Annotated in this window: 11 protein-coding genes; 8 read left to right on the top strand and 3 right to left on the bottom strand. The window is 54.2% G+C overall.

Features of this window, described 5'->3' with window-relative positions:
- Nucleotides 1–5055 carry an Ig-like domain-containing protein gene (locus WMW72_RS11505; protein WP_341415610.1) on the bottom strand — a complete coding sequence of 1685 codons (5055 nt, stop codon included), beginning with the start codon at nt 5053–5055 and terminating at the stop codon, nt 1–3.
- 253 nt (nt 5056–5308) lie between these two features.
- Between WMW72_RS11505 and WMW72_RS11500 the strand changes: the two genes are divergently transcribed.
- Entirely contained in the window at nt 5309–6400 is a 1092-nt protein-coding gene (locus WMW72_RS11500) for a DUF3900 domain-containing protein (RefSeq protein ID WP_341415609.1), read from the top strand.
- Between the two features lie 216 nt (nt 6401–6616).
- On the opposite strand, the gene WMW72_RS11495 is transcribed toward WMW72_RS11500, so the two are convergent.
- Both WMW72_RS11495 and WMW72_RS11490 read right to left on the bottom strand, forming a co-directional pair.
- The gene (locus WMW72_RS11495; RefSeq protein WP_341415608.1) at nt 6617–8368 is read right to left on the bottom strand and encodes a vWA domain-containing protein; all 1752 of its coding nucleotides are present in this window, start codon (nt 8366–8368) and stop codon (nt 6617–6619) included.
- 17 nt (nt 8369–8385) lie between these two features.
- Nucleotides 8386–9687, bottom strand: coding sequence for an AAA family ATPase (locus tag WMW72_RS11490; RefSeq protein ID WP_341415607.1), 1302 nt, complete (start codon nt 9685–9687; stop codon nt 8386–8388).
- A gap of 191 nt (nt 9688–9878) precedes the next feature.
- Between WMW72_RS11490 and WMW72_RS11485 the strand changes: the two genes are divergently transcribed.
- The 7 genes from WMW72_RS11485 (at nt 9879) to WMW72_RS11455 (ending at nt 17348) form a co-directional block, all read left to right on the top strand.
- Nucleotides 9879–10358, top strand: coding sequence for a glutathione peroxidase (locus WMW72_RS11485; RefSeq protein ID WP_341415606.1), 480 nt, complete (start codon nt 9879–9881; stop codon nt 10356–10358).
- A 253-nt stretch (nt 10359–10611) separates the two neighbouring features.
- A complete protein-coding gene (gene larE / locus WMW72_RS11480) occupies nt 10612–11454 on the top strand; it encodes an ATP-dependent sacrificial sulfur transferase LarE (RefSeq protein WP_341415605.1) in 843 nt (280 codons plus the stop codon).
- Between the two features lie 50 nt (nt 11455–11504).
- Nucleotides 11505–12497 carry a 2-hydroxyacid dehydrogenase gene (locus WMW72_RS11475; protein ID WP_341415604.1) on the top strand — a complete coding sequence of 331 codons (993 nt, stop codon included), beginning with the start codon at nt 11505–11507 and terminating at the stop codon, nt 12495–12497.
- Nucleotides 12498–12891: 394 nt separating this feature from the next.
- A complete protein-coding gene (locus tag WMW72_RS11470) occupies nt 12892–13812 on the top strand; it encodes an NAD(P)/FAD-dependent oxidoreductase (protein WP_341415603.1) in 921 nt (306 codons plus the stop codon).
- Nucleotides 13809–15245: an MDR family MFS transporter gene (locus WMW72_RS11465; RefSeq protein WP_341415602.1), complete on the top strand. Its 1437-nt coding sequence runs from the start codon at nt 13809–13811 to the stop codon at nt 15243–15245. The genes WMW72_RS11470 and WMW72_RS11465 overlap by 4 nt, the downstream gene beginning before the upstream one ends.
- Before the next feature lie 56 nt (nt 15246–15301).
- Nucleotides 15302–16192 carry a class I SAM-dependent methyltransferase gene (locus WMW72_RS11460; protein WP_341415601.1) on the top strand — a complete coding sequence of 297 codons (891 nt, stop codon included), beginning with the start codon at nt 15302–15304 and terminating at the stop codon, nt 16190–16192.
- Between the two features lie 217 nt (nt 16193–16409).
- Nucleotides 16410–17348 (top strand): ArsR/SmtB family transcription factor, encoded by a 939-nt coding sequence (locus tag WMW72_RS11455; protein WP_341415775.1) that lies wholly within the window; start codon nt 16410–16412, stop codon nt 17346–17348.
- Nucleotides 17349–17741: the final 393 nt, after the last annotated feature.

Raw genomic sequence — 17741 nt, 5'->3', positions numbered from 1 at the left:
CTATTCCTTAGGCAAGAAAGGGAATTGGATCTCGTAGACCGTTCCCTCACTTCCGTTGTACAGATTAGACCTTAGAATAAACGTGGTCCTTTCGTGCAGCTGAATATCGGGCCCGGTAATCTCGAGCAATAAATAATTCGGATCTGACTCAGCAATTAGGGTTGCCGAGAATAGCGGATTCACAGATTCGATCGTCGCGCTATTTGAAATGACATCCGTGCCGAATGGATTCAGCAGTCTGTATTGATTGCCGGACCGCAACCGATGACTCGCCGTTACGTTAAACTGATCGATAAATCCGGTTCCGTCCGGAGCAGTTGCAATTAGCGTTACGCGATTGCTCTCAGCGGCCAAGGAGGTCAACTGCAAGTCTTGACCGTCTTCCGAGAGGCGGGCATCCAGAAGGAACGGATTATCACTGAACGCCCGGAAGGTATACGAGCCGCTCAAATTATAGCGATGCTTCAAGCTTTTGAGAGTCAGCGTACTGCCGGTGGACAATTGCTGATCCGGCATTTTCCGGATAGCAGCCTGATCGGCTTTCCTGACCGTGACCTGCTTCTCCGTCACTTGCTGATGATTATCCGTCGCTGTGAATACTACCGTTCCCTCGGTTCCAGCAGGAACCGAGCCGTTCAACTCGAGAAATCCTGTATGGTCCGGTGTCGTACTCAGCCAATAGTTCTCTCCATCCCGACCTCTTTCGGTCAGATTCATGCTTACTGTGAAGTCATCGTCCTGGTCCGGATCGACGAACAGCTTATGCGGATTGAGAATGGAAATGTCCGGATACACGTCAACGCTGGACGGAAGCAGCGAGACCGGTGGCTGGTTGAGCTGGAAGATGTATAAAGCCTCGGCGTAGCCCTGGATGTCGCCCACCCTTACTCTGACCGGAATGAAAGGCGGCTCCTGAGTGGCTTCTTTCGTCCTAGTCAGCTTCAAAAACATCCGTCCCTGGTCTTGATTATCAGAGGCCAGCTTGGCCTCGTAGCCAGGATAGGGCTTATCATCCACTACTTCATAGTAAAGCTCATCATTGTCGCTATCGTAGAAATTGTCTTGTATGCCCCTAGCTCGGGCCACTTCCCCAACCGGCTGGCCTTTCAAGTAGCTCACCCGGATTTCTGGTTCCTGTGCAACAGGAATCTCGTTGAATTGCCCCCTCAGCTCGAAGTTGAATACGCCACCCTTGCCGTCCGTAGCCGTCAAGTAGAGGTGCAGGCTGGTTTCTCTGAATTCTGCATGTTGAAGCAGCCCCTCAAACTTAAGTGTATTACCGCTTAGATACACATTTTCCAGACCATCGAGATTAGGTTCTATCGGCTCATCCCAGTACCAGCTGTCATTGAGCAAGAATGTCAGCGGATCGCTGTCGGTATCTGCCACAAGCGTATTCAGATCTAGGTCTGGGAGTGGGCCTGTACCTTTGATAAATATACGCTGTTCATGCTGGCCTTGGAAGTTCCCAATAAAGGCCGGAGCATGGTTGGGCTTTAGCTGATAAGTCAGAGAGGCTGTCGCTCCAGAATCATCTGTGGCCGTGACCGTAAATTCAGGAGTCGCTTCTTCTTGACCCAGCATGCCGAAGATATGAAGCTTCTTGCTGCCTTCTTGATCAATGATCTCAGCAGTCAATCCATGCGGCAGAAGAGGGCTCACGTCGAAGCTTAACGGATCCATATTCGGGTCCGAAAACAACGAGCTTAACGGCTCGCTCGTAAAGCTGATCTCATGCTGGCCGGCAGCCAAAAAGTACCCGGTTACGACAGATTCTTGCGGCACCGGCACCGGGGCTTGATTGACGGCTTGCAGTGAAATGGAAGCTGCTCCCGATAATGCGGGAAGTGAGTCGTGACGAATCTCCGTTGCGGTTACGGTAAAGGTGGCATCGGTCTGGAGCCGTCCTTCGAAAACAAGGAAGCCTCCTGAAATAAACGCCCCCAGCCCCCCCGAAGCGTTGATTGTAAAGCTGTACGAAAGATTGTCTCCTTCCGGATCCGTGAAGAGCTTGTTCAATTGAATAGCAGATACTGTGGAACGCTTGTTCACATTCAATTGAAGCGCACTGCCTACCGGAGGGAGGTTTGTCAGCTCTACCCTATACGTAACCGTGTGTGACCCTCCCATCGGGTCGGTTGCGGTGACGTTGAAGCTCGCGGAATCCGTTTGTTGCCCCGTGAAGGATAGAACGGCATTTCCTTCGATAGAAGCGGTCAACCCCCCGCTGGAAGCAGGCGTCACGCTATAAGTCAACGGGTCCATGTCGGGATCCACGAAGTTGTCCGTCAGCGGCATCGGGAGCGGTGTCTGATTCCAGATGCCTGTAACGGTTTGATTCTCCGCTTTGGGCGGGTTATTGATAGGCATCAGCTTGTAAGATGCGCTAACTGATGCGCCATGGATATCTGTTGCCGTTACGGTGAAGATGGCCTGCTCTCTGGGCACTCCTTGGATCAGCAGCTTTTCTCCCGATATGGAAGCCGATAATCCTCCGGCAGATGAAGGATCTACGGAGAACGTCAGCTTGTCCCCATCCGGATCCAGGAAGTTTTGTGTCAAGTAGATTGTGTCGACCAAGTTATGCACGGGAATCGAGACGACCGGCTCCTTGGCTACGGGAATCCGATTCGATACGGTGAACGTAAAGACAGCCTCACCGTACAAGCCTTCACCATCGGTGGCCCTGACCGTAAAGCTTGCCGTACCCGTGATACTGCCTTTAAATTGAAGCTGGCTGCCGACAATTTTCGCCTTAATGCCCTGAACCTCCTCCGGGAACGAAGGGGTCACTTCATAAGTTAAGGCATCACCGTCCGGGTCGGTGAAGTAGGAGCTCAGATCAATCGGTTCTAGCTCCGAGTTCCTGGTCACTTCCTTTTTGAACGGAGTGCCTACGGGAGCTCCATTGCTAAGCAAGAACGTATATGTAACTGTCCGGGAACCGCCCATCGGGTCGGTAGCCGTAATATCGAAGGAGGCCTCACCATCCTGCTGTCCGGTGAAGGAGAGATGATGACCATCAATATAGCCGGTTAGCCCTCCACTTGTCGCGGTAGAAGAGAGACTGAATTGAAGCGGGTCGCCTTCCGCATCGTGAAAGTTCTCGGTCAAGTCAAGGGTGTCCGGTGTCTCGCCTCTCGCACCAGAGAAGGTTTTCGATGTAGCCGTCGGGGCAGTATTAACCGGTGTCAACTGATACACGGTACTGGCCGATGCCTGATCCGGATCGATAGCCGTAACCGTGAAGGAAACGTTCTCCCTGGGTATCCCGTTAAAGCTCAGAAAGCTTCCATTGATAAGTGCGCTCAAGCCGCCTTGTTCCATCGGAGTGATATGGAATTCGAGATGATCTCCGTCCGGATCGCTGAAGTTGTCAGGCAGATAGATGTCAGGGACACTATTATGAACGCTTAGGCCTATCCATTCTTTCGCTGCTACAGGAGAACGATTCTCCAGGGTGTAAGTAAAGACAGCGCTGGCTTTGGCGCCTTGGTTATCCTGGGCCGTGACCGTAAAGGATGCGTTGTCTGTAAGAAGACCCTCGAATACAAGCGTTCCGCCGTTGATAGCCGCGGTTACCCCACCTGATGTCTGAGGCGTAACCGTATAGGTCAGTGCATCTCCGTCCGGGTCGGAGAAGTAGGTAGCGAGCGTGACTGACGGAAGCTTAGCGTTCTTAGAGACTTTGGCGGTGAAGGGCGTCCCTATCGGTGGACGATTCTCGATGGTGTATGTAAATGCTGCGCTAACTGACGCGCCGTGGTTGTCTGTAGCGGTTACGTTAAAGGACGCATTGTCCTTAATCCGGCCATTGAACACCAGCTGGTCGCCGATGATACTGGCAGTCACACCTCCAGATACAGAAGGGGAGACCGTATAGGTTAGCGGGTCGCCGTCCAGATCGGAGAAGTGGGAATTCAGCATGACGGAAGGAAGTTCCGTATCTCGAGCTACCTGTACCGAAAGCGGTGTGCCGACGGGCGGACGGTTGCCGGCCTCCTGGGACGGGTTCAGCGTAAGACGGAAAGGAACTGACTCGTACTGCCCGTCGCTGGCGATCAGCGAGAGATTCGTAGTTCCAGCGAGCTGCCCGGTGAACTTCAGCATGCTTCCGTCGATAAAAGGGCTGAGAGGCTGCAGGTTCCCGGTATAGGTAACTCCTGTGACCGTTGTCTCGGCTATCCGGAAGCTGATCGGGTCTCCATCCGCATCGAAGAAGTAAGGAGGAAGCGAGATGGCAGACGGCTGCTGATACACGGCTGAATATACGCTGGCATTGAGGGATACGGGAGCGGGAGGCGTATTAGGCAGCAGCTTGATGGATGCAAATGCGCCCTTGGGATCGGTTGCATAGATGGTGAATGCGGTCCTGCCCGTTTGTCTGCCGGTCAAGGTCAGTCGGCTTCCTGACATGGACGCCTGAACGCCATTCATCGAAGCCGGAAGGACCACATAGTCCAGCGCGTCGCCGTCCGGGTCGCTGAAGAAGGCAGACACATCCAGCGTAAACCCCGAGCTATACCGCACCGCGTATGTGGCTTGGGTGACGACAGGCGAGTGGTTCGCTTTCACTTCTCCCGGAGCCAGGGTTTGCAGGTAGGTGGAGACGGAGGAGCGATCGGTGAACTTGGAGGGGTTGGCTCCCATGTAACGCACCAGATCGCCGATGTCCATCTGGCCGTCAGTGCCGGCATCCAGGACGTTCACGGCGACTTGGCGGGAATTTCCGTTCAACGTGACCGTAAATGTGGCTTGACCCGGCTGGCGGAAAAATAACTGCAGGTCGTTGGCATCGCGATTCAAGGATACGATCTCGCTGTCGCTGTTGCCCTCGATCTGGAAAGTCCCTTCGCTGCCGCCAAATAAATCCTTCAGCTGCAGCTTCATCCGCTCGCCGGGGAGTGCGATGATGTCGTGAACCGGTTGAGGGGTCAAGCTGGCATGGGCAGCAGGGGCGGGATAGACGACGGGAGCTATGATCAGCGACGCCGCTAGAAGTGCTTTCCATGCTTTGGAGGAAGCTGGAGCGGAGATAAACGGTTTATTCGACATAAGAAACCTCATTTCGTCAAATCTATAATTCTATCTTACCATGAACAAAGAAAGATTTAGAATCACCCTTTACGAAAAAATGAGGTATAGTGACAAAATTCACGGAAAGCCTGGGAGAAAAACGGCCTTAGAAATTGGCATGCGTTTTGTACTAGGAACGGTAGGTCCGGGTGTTGTATACTAAAAAAACGACTTCTTGCGAGAAGTTGCTAGAATCCGGATTCAGAAGAGCCGGACGGAAGAGGGGATAAGCGTGAAATTTGACGTTGATTATATTTCATTTTTTGTCATCCAAGTGGATGGGGAAGAAGGACAGGGGAAGCGCAGCAAGCACTTCCAGACCATGGACGGGGAAGCTTATGCGGACAGCGAGCTCAGCGGGTTTCTTGACGGCGAGTTCTCCAAAACAGCCAAACGGAAGGCCGAGCGCCATCCGAAGGCCGAGCAGGTGCCTACCAAGATCGGGCGTTTCCTGACTGAGCCCGGCTACGATCTCGACAGCAATCCGAACTATAACTTGTTCGCCAGGCTGCGCATGGCTGGAACGCTGGATCAATTCATGGGCCATGCCGACGAGCTGGTTACCGCCTACATGGAAGCAAGCGCGATCCGCGGCGGTGCGATGTTCGTCGTGCGGGCGAAGTTCAACCAGCTCTTCGATGAGCCGTTCCTATTCGTATTCAAATGTGATTTCGAGCAGAAAATTGCCCGTATCACGGACGAACGCAGTCTGCTTGACCGTGTCGAGATGGCGATCAACGCCAAAAATCTGAAGTCGATTATGTATCCGCATATGCCGGAGCCCGGCATTCTGGAGAACTGGGAGCTGAAGATCCACCAATCCTCCCACGCGCGCTATTTCGAGGATTTTCTGAAATATGTCGAGTATGAGAAATCCGTTCCGGAGCTGATGAACGAGCAGGTGCTTGGGTTCGTGCAGCAGTACGTGGAGCAGGTATACGAAGATAATACGGAAGCCAAGGAACGCGAGCTGGAGGAAATGGAACTGTGGGCGCATAGTGAGAAGCGGGAGCTTCAGGAGAAATGGGAGCCGGCCCAGGTCATCGAGGCGGCATCCATCATGGTCGAGCAAAAGCCTGACTTGGAGATGAAGATCGATCTCGGCGGCATGACCGTGCGGGCGCTGCTCGCCGATTATGGAGATCGGCTGCATATCGCCAAGCTGGGAGACCGTTACGTCGTCGTGATGGAGGCGGAGGCGCTGCAATTCGACAAGGGCATCTCGCCGATCGAGCTGCTGCTGCCGGAGACTCTGGAGGTGCTGGTCGAGCGGATGCGCGAGAAGGTCAGGGAAGAAGGCCGGGAGGCCGCGCTGCCTTATTGATGTAGGGATCCGGGCTCCACTTAGGTCAACGCGGGAGCCCAGCCCGTTGCCGTCAGGCTTTGAAGCCAACAGCAGAACAACGCGTTAGTGCTTGCATACCGAATAGCCCGTCTCCCTCTGTACAGGGAGGACGGGCTATTCGTATTTCCCGAGGCTTCAGCAGCCTTGCGGTTCATGAGGATATACCCGCCACGCCCGGCCGTCGCTGTCCTCGGGCTATTCGCCAGGCGAAGACTGGGACCGGAGCGGCCGCCGCTGCGGCTTCACCACATCCAGCAGCAGATCCTGCTGCTGCTGCGCTTCCCAGGTGGCGGCGAAGCGCACCTGGTGCGACACGCCGGGCAGGTCGTAGCGCTGCGCAAGATGCTGCCGCGCCGTGCCGACGATCAGCGTGTGCAGACGCACGCGCTTGGTCTGCCCGAGCGCTGCCAGCGCCTCACGCACAGGCGGAGACACCGAGCCGACGCCGTCGGTGACCATGACGAAGTCGGCGTCCCGGTAGCGCGGCTCAGTGCCGACCAGCTCGATGCCGCGCCGCAGCGGCGCATCGAAGTGCGTCCCGCCGCCGAAGGCAAGCTGCGACAGCGAGTAGAAGCCTGCCCAATCCGGCTTGCGCCAATATAGCGGACGCTCCAGCAGCTCGCCGCGGGCGCCGAATAGCAGCAGCTGGAAGTCGCGCTTCTCCAGCATGCTGAAGGAAGCGAAGGTTGCGATGAACACCTGGGCCAGCCGCAGCTTCGCCCCGCGCATCGAGTGGGAGGTATCCAGCATGCAGATGACCGGACCTTTCTCCGGCTCCTGGGCGCGGCCTGAGATGGTGTAGCTCAGCAGCTTGCCCTCCAGCCACTTGACCAGGAAGTAATCCTCGTAATCCGGGTCGGCCAGCAGGCTGGCCTCGCTCGGGAGCATATGGGCGATATCCGCAGATTGCCGCAGGTCGTCATAGCTTTCGGGAATACGAGGAGATCGGGCGTTCTTGCGCGAAGCCTTGAGCTGCTGGAGCTGACGCCCGACTTCCTGCAGGAAGCTCAGAAGGTCCGGATAGCGCTTCAGCTTCTCCACCCACTGCAAGTAACCCGCATACTGCTGCCGATGCAACCGCCCGAGGTCGCTGCCCCAGCGGCGGTTCGCCACGAGCTGGTTCGCCTTCAGCAGCTCGGATAAGTCCGTTTCCTCCGCGGCTTCGCGTCCAAGCGATTCGGAGAGAGCTTGCCCGATCCAAGCGCCGAGCTGCTCATCCAGCAGGCGGAACGACTCCTGCTCCTTGCGCCGGAGCCGCTCGGCCTGCTTCTCCGCATCACGGAGCTCCTGCTCCGCCTTGGCTAGCTTGTGCCGCAGCTTATCGCGCCGGAGGAAGTCCGTACGCATCTCCTCTTGAAGGGAGCTGACACGCTCGCGCAGCGCTTGAACCTCGCCGGCCGCCAGAGGTTTGGCATCGAGGGCGGCCTGCTTGTCCTCAATCTTCTGCTTGCCCTGCTGCAGCGTATAGCCGACGAGGCGCAGCTTCTCGACCTGCTTGTCCGACAGATGCTCCTGCACGGTCGATGCCTCCTGCTCGTGCTGGCCTTGCTGCTTATTGCGTTCACTGAGACCGATCGTGCGCAGCTGGGCTTCTTCCTGCTTGCGACGCTTGACCTCTTCCTCGAAGGTTGCCGTCAGCCACATCAGCGCCTTGAGTGCGGTGCGGAAGGAAGCATTGGCTTGCCCGATCGTGAGGGGATGCAGCTTGCGGTAGAAGTGCTGCCTCCGCAGCTCCCGGACCATCCAGCGGTGGAAGGGCTCCGCCTGAACGTAAGGCTCCTCCTCGGGCTTGGCCAAATAAAAGCAGTGGTAGAAGTCGGCGAACAGCTCTACCGTGAACCAGGCGGTGCGCAGCTGCACATCCCGCATCCACTCCTGGGCGGTACGTGAATTCGTCACATACCCGTCAAATACATAGCGGTCGACCTTGGCCGCACGGATGATCATAGGCTCACCTCGTCTCCCTAGAGCGTATAGTCGTAATCCACGCCGGGCAGCTCGCGGTCGAACAGCGTGCGGTATAGCCCCTGAAGCGTCTGCAGCGTGCGCTCGCCCTGAATGCGAAGATGCGTGTACTTCACCGCAAAGTGCGCTGTTTGCAGTACCAGAAAGTTGCGGTTACGGATGTATCCCGGCAAATCCTTCTCCCGCTGCAGCCACTGCACAAGCTTGCCCTGCAGCTCGCGTGCGGTCTCCTCCAGCTCCAGCTTGCATTCTTCCAGGTTGGCTTTGGCTCTTTGCTGATCCTCCTGGCTGAGGCGTGCGCCGATTTCCTTCTTGAATTGGAAGGCATGGAGCGCTTCCTCCTGACCGAGCCAATGCTTGGCGATTCGGTCGTATCGGCGCAGCGGTAGCTCGCGTTCTGTCTCCGCCTTAAGCGTATCCTGGAAGCTCTGCTGAAACAGGCCGTTCAGCACGCTGTAATCCTCCGGGTTATCCCATAGCATATGCGGGGTGAATACAGTGTCCCAGACGTTTGCTTCGGTGCGCCCGTTCAGCGCGGCGGAGGTCTGCCATACTTGTCCGATCTTACGCCAGCGCCGGTCGGATAGCTTGTATTGTTTGTCTTCCAGCGCCGTCTTGAGCTGATACAGCATATAAATCAGCGTCTCGGGCAGAGTCACCTTGGAGGCTGCGGCCCGCACCGTGTCCACGTGGGTCAGCGAGAGCACTGGGGACAGCGGCTCGTCCGACAGCTGGAACATCCGCTCGTAGCTGGACATTTGCTTCAAATATTCTACCTCGTAACGGATCAGAAACCGGTCGTACAACGCTTCGAGCTGCTCATTGTCATCGGGTAGCTCGTTGGAGGCGGCGATCAGGAAGCGCAGTGGAGCCTGCTGCTTCTCCTGTCCATTGAAGAAGATGCGTTCGTTGAGCATGGAGAGCAGTGCATTGAGAATGGCGCTGTTGGCCTTGAAAATTTCGTCCAGAAAGGCGAAGTCGACCGCAGGCAGGTAGCCCTCCGTCTGGCGGACATATTGGTCCAGCTTGAGCTGGCGAAGCGAGACGGGGCCGAACATTTCATCGGGTGTGGTAAACCTTGTGAGCAAATAGTCAAACCAGCGGCCACCGTCAAATAACTGGGCGACGCCGCGGGCAAGCTGAGACTTGGCTGTGCCGGGAGGCCCGACCAGCAGTGCATTTTCGCCGGCCATCAGGCCCAGCAAGAGGAGACGGATCAGTTCTTCCCGTTCCAGGAATCGAGCTTCGAGCTGTTCGATAGCTTGTTCGAGCTTCTGTTGGATGATGGCAATATCGTTCATGTCAGAGAGTCCCTCCGTAATGATCAGTGAATTGGATTTATTGTACCAGACCCGGTGCAATTTCTCTAATTCGTCTCGGCCGGTATTTGGTTTTTTGTTCCAACAGGCTGGACATGCTACAATAGAGTAGAATGCAGGCAAGCCTGCTGCAGCAACTAATCTGGGTGTAATCAAGAGGAGGACTTTAACCGATGAACGTGTACGATTTTACCGCCAAGACGATCGAGGGAACTGACCAGTCATTGTCCGCTTATGCAGGAAAGGTGCTGCTGATTGTGAATACGGCCAGCGCTTGCGGTTTGACTCCTCATTATAAAGGGCTGCAGGAGCTCTACGAAGCTTACTCTGATCAGGGGCTGGTCGTGCTCGGATTCCCCTGCAATCAGTTTGCAGGCCAAGAGCCTGGAACGGAAGAGGACATCAAGCAGTTCTGCGAACTGAACTACAAGGTGAGCTTCCCGCTTTTCGCCAAAATCGACGTGAAGGGCGAGCATGCCCATCCGCTGTACCAGTATCTGGTGGAGAGCGTACCTGAGCCTTACCGCACGGGGGATATTGAATGGAACTTCGTCAAGTTCCTGGTGAACCGCGAGGGTGATGTCGTGAAACAATTTGGAGCACGCACAGAGCCTTCTGAGCTGAAAGCGGATATTGAGCAGCTGCTGGGTTAAGCGGCAGCGTCTTTTCTGCACCGGCTAGCGGCGCACTTCCAGCCAGGCACGTGCCAATGCGCGCCTGGCTGCGGAGGGCTTCCGTCCCGAGCTGTTGCGAGGTTTTTTGCAACAATTCCTTAAAAACGATTTCCTCTTAGCCGAAAACGTTCTATAATAGGCTACAGCGGACCACACATGTGTGACGCGGGCTATGGAAAACGTGTGCATAACGGTTGAAAGCCGTTATCGGACTTTGAAGGAGGCCGAACGTATGGCAGGGATTGAAGCAAGCATGGAAAGTAAATACGAAAGGCTCCAACATATATTGCGCGATATGGGGAAGGTCGTGGTGGCTTTCTCCGGCGGGGTGGACAGCGCCTTTCTGCTGAAGGCGGCTTTGGACACTCTCGGGGCGGACAACGTTCTAGCTATTACGGCTGATTCCGAGACGTATCCGGCGAGGGAGAAGGCCGAGGCGATCAAGCTGGCCGAGGCAATCGGAGCGCCGCACGAGGTGATTCCGACGAGCGAGCTGAATATTCCGGGATATGCGGAGAACCCGACGAACCGGTGTTATTTCTGCAAAAACTCGCTGTTCGATCATCTGATCCCGATCGCCGAAGCGAAAGGCTATCCGCATGTCGTGTTCGGAGCGATTGCGGACGATCTGGGCGAGCATCGCCCCGGACTGCAGGCGGCGCATGAACGCGGCGTGCTTGCTCCGCTGCTGGAGGCGGGCATTCGCAAGTCGGAGATCCGCCATATGTCCCGCAACTTCGGGCTGGCGACCTGGGATAAGCCGTCCTTCGCCTGCTTGTCGTCGCGGATTCCGTACGGCGAGGAGATTACGGCTCGCAAGCTGTCGATGATCGATCAGGCTGAGGACTTCATCATGCAGCTTGGCTTCCGCCAAGTGCGGGTCCGCCAGCACGGCAATCTGGCCCGGATCGAGGTGGCCGCTTCGGACCTGGCCGAGCTGCTGCCTGTCGCGGAGACGGTGCATGCCAAGCTGCGGGAGATCGGTTATGACTATGTGACACTGGATCTGCTCGGGTATCGTTCGGGCAGTCTGAACGAAGTGCTGCCGGCATCGGAGCAGGCAGTAGCCAACTAAGCCATTACAGATAAACTCGCACAAGCATGCCAAGGGGGAGCTAGAGAACGATGAGTAAACCGACGATCTATATTTCCAAGCCGATACCGGCTGAGGTACTGAGCTATCTGCAGGAGCATGCCATCTGTAAGATGTGGGACGGGCAGGGAACAGCATCCCGCGAGCAGCTGTTATCCGAGCTGGAAGGAGCGGACGGACTGCTGACGCCCGGGTCCCAGATAGACCGCGAATTGCTGGACCGCGCGCCCAAGCTGCGGGCCGTGAGCAGCATCTCGGTCGGGTACAACCACTTTGATCTGGAGGCGATGGGCGAACGCAGAGTCGTCGGCACCCATACTCCTTATGTGCTGGATGATACGGTTGCCGATCTGGTACTGGCTCTCATGTTGTCCGCGGCTCGCCGTATTCCCGAGCTGGATGCCTATGTCAAGCGGGGCGAGTGGCAGCGCGGCAAGAAGCAGGCGGAGGACGCCAACTTCGGCTTGGATGTGCATCACCGCACGATCGGCATCATCGGCATGGGGCGGATCGGTGAAGCCATCGCCCAGCGCGCGGTGCACGGCTTCGGGATGAAGCTCCATTACTACAACCGTTCGCGCAAGCCCGAGGCGGAGCAGAAATATGGAGCGGTTTACTCGACGCTGGAAGAAGTATTGAAAGTTTCTGACTTCGTGGTACTGATGACACCGCTCACACCGGAGTCGCATCATATGATCCGCAAGGAGCACTTGGCGCTGATGAAGCCTTCGGCTTTTCTCATCAATGCCTCCCGTGGTCAGACCGTAGACGAAGCCGCTCTGATCGAGGCGCTGCAGACCGGCGTAATCCGCGGTGCCGGGCTCGATGTGTTCGATCCGGAGCCCCCGCAGCCCGATCATCCATTCTTCAACATGCCGAATGTCGTGACGCTGCCGCATATCGGCTCGGCGACCTCGTCGACCCGGTTCGATATGGCGATGCTCGCAGCCCGCAACCTCATTACGGCACTGAGCGGCGAGCGTCCGGAGCATGTCGTACCGGAGCTTCGCCATCTGTTCGACTAGAGCTCGAAGACGGAGAATGTCATCATAAAGAAATAACCAAAGAGGGTATCCCGAAAGCCGTGATAATGGCTGTGGGACACCCTCTTTATTTTTAGCTTATGCGGAATTGTGTTGGACATAAGGAGAGCGAGGCAGTCACCGTTGATGTGATCTCCAAATTCGCCGGCCAATGGGAGAGAAGTTCGGTTCAAAATAAAATGTCATTGCAATTTGAAGTTAAAACATTTATTATGGATATCGAAGGTCCATAATAATGGTGATCATGAGGGGGAAGAAATGAGAAGGGAAGGTATGGGATGAGGAGCTCAAACATTGCAGTCACAAGGTAAAGAAGAATTGATGCATGTCTTGTATTCTAATTATGGATATTATCGGTCTATGGAGGTATAAATTTATGGCGGATAAAAAGATTCTCGATGTAGTGATTATTGGAGGCGGTCCATCGGGGTTGAACGCTGCCCTCGTGCTGGGGAGGGCAAGGAAGCATGTCGCGGTGATCGATGAAGGCCGTCCTCGTAATGCTGTAACCCAAGAGACTCACGGGTTTCTGACCCGAGACGGAATAAGTCCCGGCGAATTTCGGCGCATTGCGAAGGAAGAGATTGGCGCCTATCCAACGGTGTCCTTCGTGGATGATAAAGCTGTATTGATTGCGAGAACAGACGGTCAATTTCAAATTGCGACTGCGCAAGGAAAAACCTTTGCGAGCAAAAAGGTGCTGTTTGCCATTGGTATGAAGGATCGGCCGCTGAACATTCCAGGGTTGGGGGAGGTTTATGGGAGAAGCGCCTTTGTCTGCCCGTATTGCGACGGCTGGGAGTTAAGGGATCAGCCGCTTGTCATCATTACGAAGGGGGCTGAGCTTATGCATTTCGCTCCACTCATATCCGGATGGACGAACCGTTTTACCGTCTGCACGAATGGCCCCGATGAGCTGACGGATGCTGAGCGTGAGGAGCTCCAACGGAATCAAGTGCCTCTGTTCGACTCGCCGATCCGGCACATCGACTCTAGCGACGGGATCGTCCGGCAAGTCGTTCTTGAAGACGGGACGACCGTTCCATGCAGGGGGATCTTTTTCAAACCGGAGCTGGTTACGGGATCGGACTTGCCGCGAACGATCGGATGCGAGATCACGGAATGGGGAGCGGTCCAGGTCGATGACTTCGGAAAAACGAACATTCCGGGTGTCTATAGCGCCGGGGATGCAGCATCGCGAATGCATCAGGCTATAGCTGCGGCTTCGATGGGCGCCTTTGTCGCCGCGGTCATCAACAATGAGCTAAATACAGAAGCTTGGGGGAGAACCTTATGATCGATTTAAAACATATTAAGCGCGGTCCAATCATGTTTGCTCTAATTATTGGCATGTTCGTCGCCGCTTTAAACGAGACGCTTATGGGCAATGCACTTCCCGAATTGATGAAATCGTTTGACGTATCTGCGGCAACGGCCCAGTGGCTTTCCACCGCCTACATGCTCGTCGTTGGCGTCCTGGTTCCGGTGACGGCCATCCTGCAGCAATGGTTCACGACCCGGCAAATATTTCTGTCGGCGATGACTTTATTCTTCGTCGGTACAGTCGTATCGGCGGTGTCGCCGGAATTCAGCGTGCTGCTGATCGGGCGGATTATTCAGGCGATAGGAACCGGCATGCTGCTGCCGCTGGTGATGAACGTCATCATGACCATCTATCCGCCGGAAAAGCGGGGTGGAGCGATGGGGATGTTAGGACTCGTGGTCATGTTTGCACCGGCGATAGGCCCGACCATATCGGGATTAATCGTTGACGCGCTTTCATGGCGCTGGCTGTTTTATCTGGTGATACCGTTTGCGCTGCTCTCCATTATCATAGGAGCGGCTGTCTTGAAGAATGTGTCGGAAGTCACCCGACCGCGAGTGGACCTCTTATCCATCGTGTTGTCGACGATCGGCTTCGGCGGAATCGTCTATGGGTTCAGCAGTGCTGGCGAGCACGGTTGGTCGGAGCCGGCGGTGATTTGGACCATCACGGCGGGAGGCGTCGCCTTGGCCCTGTTCGTCTGGCGGCAACTGCTGCTGAAGGAGCCTGTCATGGATTTACGGGCGTTCCGGTATCCGACATTTGCGCTTGTCGCGGTGCTGCTTTTTGTGCTTATGATGACATTTTTCTCATCGGCGATTATGCTTCCGATGTTTATGCAAGGTGTGCTCATGGTCACGGCATTCAAGTCCGGTTTGATCCTCCTTCCTGGCGGGATCGTGAACGGGTTCATGGCGCCGGTCTCAGGCAAGCTGTTTGACAAGTTCGGGCCTCGCGTGCTGGTCATCCCAGGACTGGCCATTGCCGTCATCTCGTTGTGGCAATTCACCCGATTCGACGAAGCAACGAGCACCGGCTTCCTCGTCGCCGTTCACATCGCGCTGATGATTGGTATCGCGCTAGTCATGATGCCCGCACAGACAGCTGGGCTCAACCAGCTGCCAAGCCATCTGCACCCGCACGGGACCGCGATCTTGAATACGCTGCAGCAGGTGTCCGGCGCCATCGGTACTGCCTTGTACATCAGTATTATGTCGGGCGGACAGAAGCAGTACTTGAGCGGAGCGAGCGATCCGCAGGCTCCCGCGGAAATCGCCAAAGGACTTGCGGCCGGTATTAACAACGCATTCTGGTTCGGCGTTATCATAGCGCTCGTAGCACTCGTACTCGGCCTCTTTCTCCGTAAAGGGAAATCGCCGGAGCATGAACAGGCGGCGGCAGGCTGAATCAGGCCGTTTGTTGAAGGTAACCATCAACCATAAGGAAAGCGTGGGGAAAGCTCATGAACGATTTTTTCAATGCAGCCAACTGGGAAGAAGCTTGGAAAGACGAGTCAGATTTGAAAATCAGCAGGCTGAAAAAGAATGGCATCGATCCTGCCAGAGCTTTTGACAATAAGGCCAAGACCTTTAACGAACAATCATTTAGCGAAGAGGGGAGAACACGTAGCAAGCGAATTATGAACTGGCTTGAAGGACAAGGAGTTCGCTTTGAAAATGCCTCCGTTCTGGATATTGGCGCAGCCTCAGGGGTATTCTCCGTGCCATTTGCGGAGCGAGGAGCCCGTGTTACGGCTGTAGAAACCTCTCCCCCGCAGATCGAATTGCTGGAAGAAAACATCTCGAAGTTCGCCGATGACCAGGTGAAGATTGTACCTGAACGGTTTGAAGATCTTGACGTGTTGGCCAAAGGCTGGAGCCAGGCCTTCGATCTTGTCTTTGCCTCGATGTGCCCGGTCATTCACAATTGGGAAAGCGTAGAGAAGCTGCTCCATTGCGCACGGAAATTCTGTTATATCAGTATGCCGGCTAGCCCTTCGGAGCATAGCCTAGTGAATGAAATTTGGCCGCTCGTCACCGGTCAGCCGTACCATGCGACACATTCAGAATTGGGATACTTGCTGCATCTGCTGTATCTGAAAGGTTATGCCTACGAATCGCTAATCACGCGGGAAACGAAAACGACGGAGGTCACCCGAGAAGCGGCGTTACAGGAAGCGCTGACTTGGCTGGGCCATCACCGTCTGCCTACAGATGAGCGGAATCGGAACCTCATTGCTGACTATTTGGAGCAAGCATATCCGTCCGGCCAAGTAGTCATTCAGGAGGGCGGACGTTATGGTAAGGTTCTGATTCGATTGCAGGATCAGAACATGTATGCAAGAGAGATTTGAGTCCGATAAGGCGGATTACGTATTAACACGATATTTCTCATTCAGGTGGAGACGAGCTCTCCGCCTTTTTGTCATTGTCCTCCTTGGAAAGAGACTTTTAAATAAAATCTATGGTTGATTTTGGACGGGTTCATAAGCAACTATGTACAAAGGAGCTCATTTGCTTTAACTTATATAATATGGAACAAATATTAAATTTTAAAGGGGCAGTATCTTGATGCTAGAACTCTCCATTAACGAGCCTGACGAGCTTGTGAAAGTCGCGCATGCTCTATCCTCCCACACCAGATTGAATATCATCAAGTTGTTATTGAATCATAATAATATCAATGTGAATGAAATCGGGGAAAAGCTGCAAATACCGACGTCTACCGCAGGTGTAAACGTCAGAGTCCTTGAAGAGGCGGGACTTATTCAAACGGAGATCCTGCCGGCAAGCCGCGGAGCCATGAAGATATGTAACAGGAATTTCGACGATGTGAGATTTATTTTGAATCCGATTGCAGGATACAAAAATAAGGATCAAAGCTACGAGATCGAAATGCCTATCGGGCATTTCTTCGAATTTGACGTCCAACCAACCTGTGGTATGGCTAATCCCGACGCTATGCTCATTGTTGAAGACGATCCATCCAGCTTCTTTTTCCCTGAATGCAAAACGGCGGAAATCATCTGGTTTCGACAAGGATGGATCGAATATCGTTTTCCCAAGGCTTTCCCGCAAAAACATCATCTGAACTCCGTTGAATTTTCTTTGGAGATATGTTCGGAAGCCCCTAACTTCAATAACGACTGGCCCTCCGACATTACGATTTGGATCAATCATGTAGAAATCGGAAACTGGACGTCACCAGGGGATTTCGGGGATCGCCGAGGCAAGAACAATCCGGCCTGGTGGCAAGACAGCAGTACGCAGTACGGGCTTTTGAAGACATTTCGAATCGACAATCATAGAAGCACGGTGAATAATGAAAAGATTTCTGATGTTTGTTTGGAAGATCTACAATTAGGTTCATTCCCCTATATCTCTTTCAAGCTTGGCGTCAAGCCCGATGCTGTAAATAAAGGTGGCATTAATATATTTGGACACGGTTTTGGAGACCACCAGCAAGACATTATCATGAAAATTCATTACGATACGATTGCGGATAACTAATCAAAACAAAAAACATGTATATAATGGTGCGTTAGCGCCTTTTTTTTGCTTCAAACAAACAATAAATATGTTTGAAATCGTTGACAATGGATTGATTATCCCATTATAATCCTAAATGAACTAACATATATGGGTAAAATAATGGTTGAAAAAGCTTTAGAATGCGAAAATTGTAATTCATTCGAAAAGGGAAGGAGAGGAAGAACACTTAACTGCTTTAAATATAAAGATTCTCTTCAATTAAAACAAAAAGTATGTTTTATTCGAGCGAAAAGGATCACAAACGATGACAAAAAGAAAAGAAGTCTTCATTACGGATATGACATTCACGAACCCGATGATGGCAAACGGGGCGGACCCCTGGATGTACCGTCATATCGACGGCTAAGGCCA

This window comes from Paenibacillus filicis (assembly GCF_038070315.1).
In the GTDB taxonomy this organism is placed as follows: Bacteria; Bacillota; Bacilli; order Paenibacillales; family NBRC-103111; genus Paenibacillus_G; species Paenibacillus_G filicis.
The sequence above is the reverse complement of the archived record's forward strand: the minus strand, read 5'-3'. Positions and strand labels throughout refer to the sequence as shown.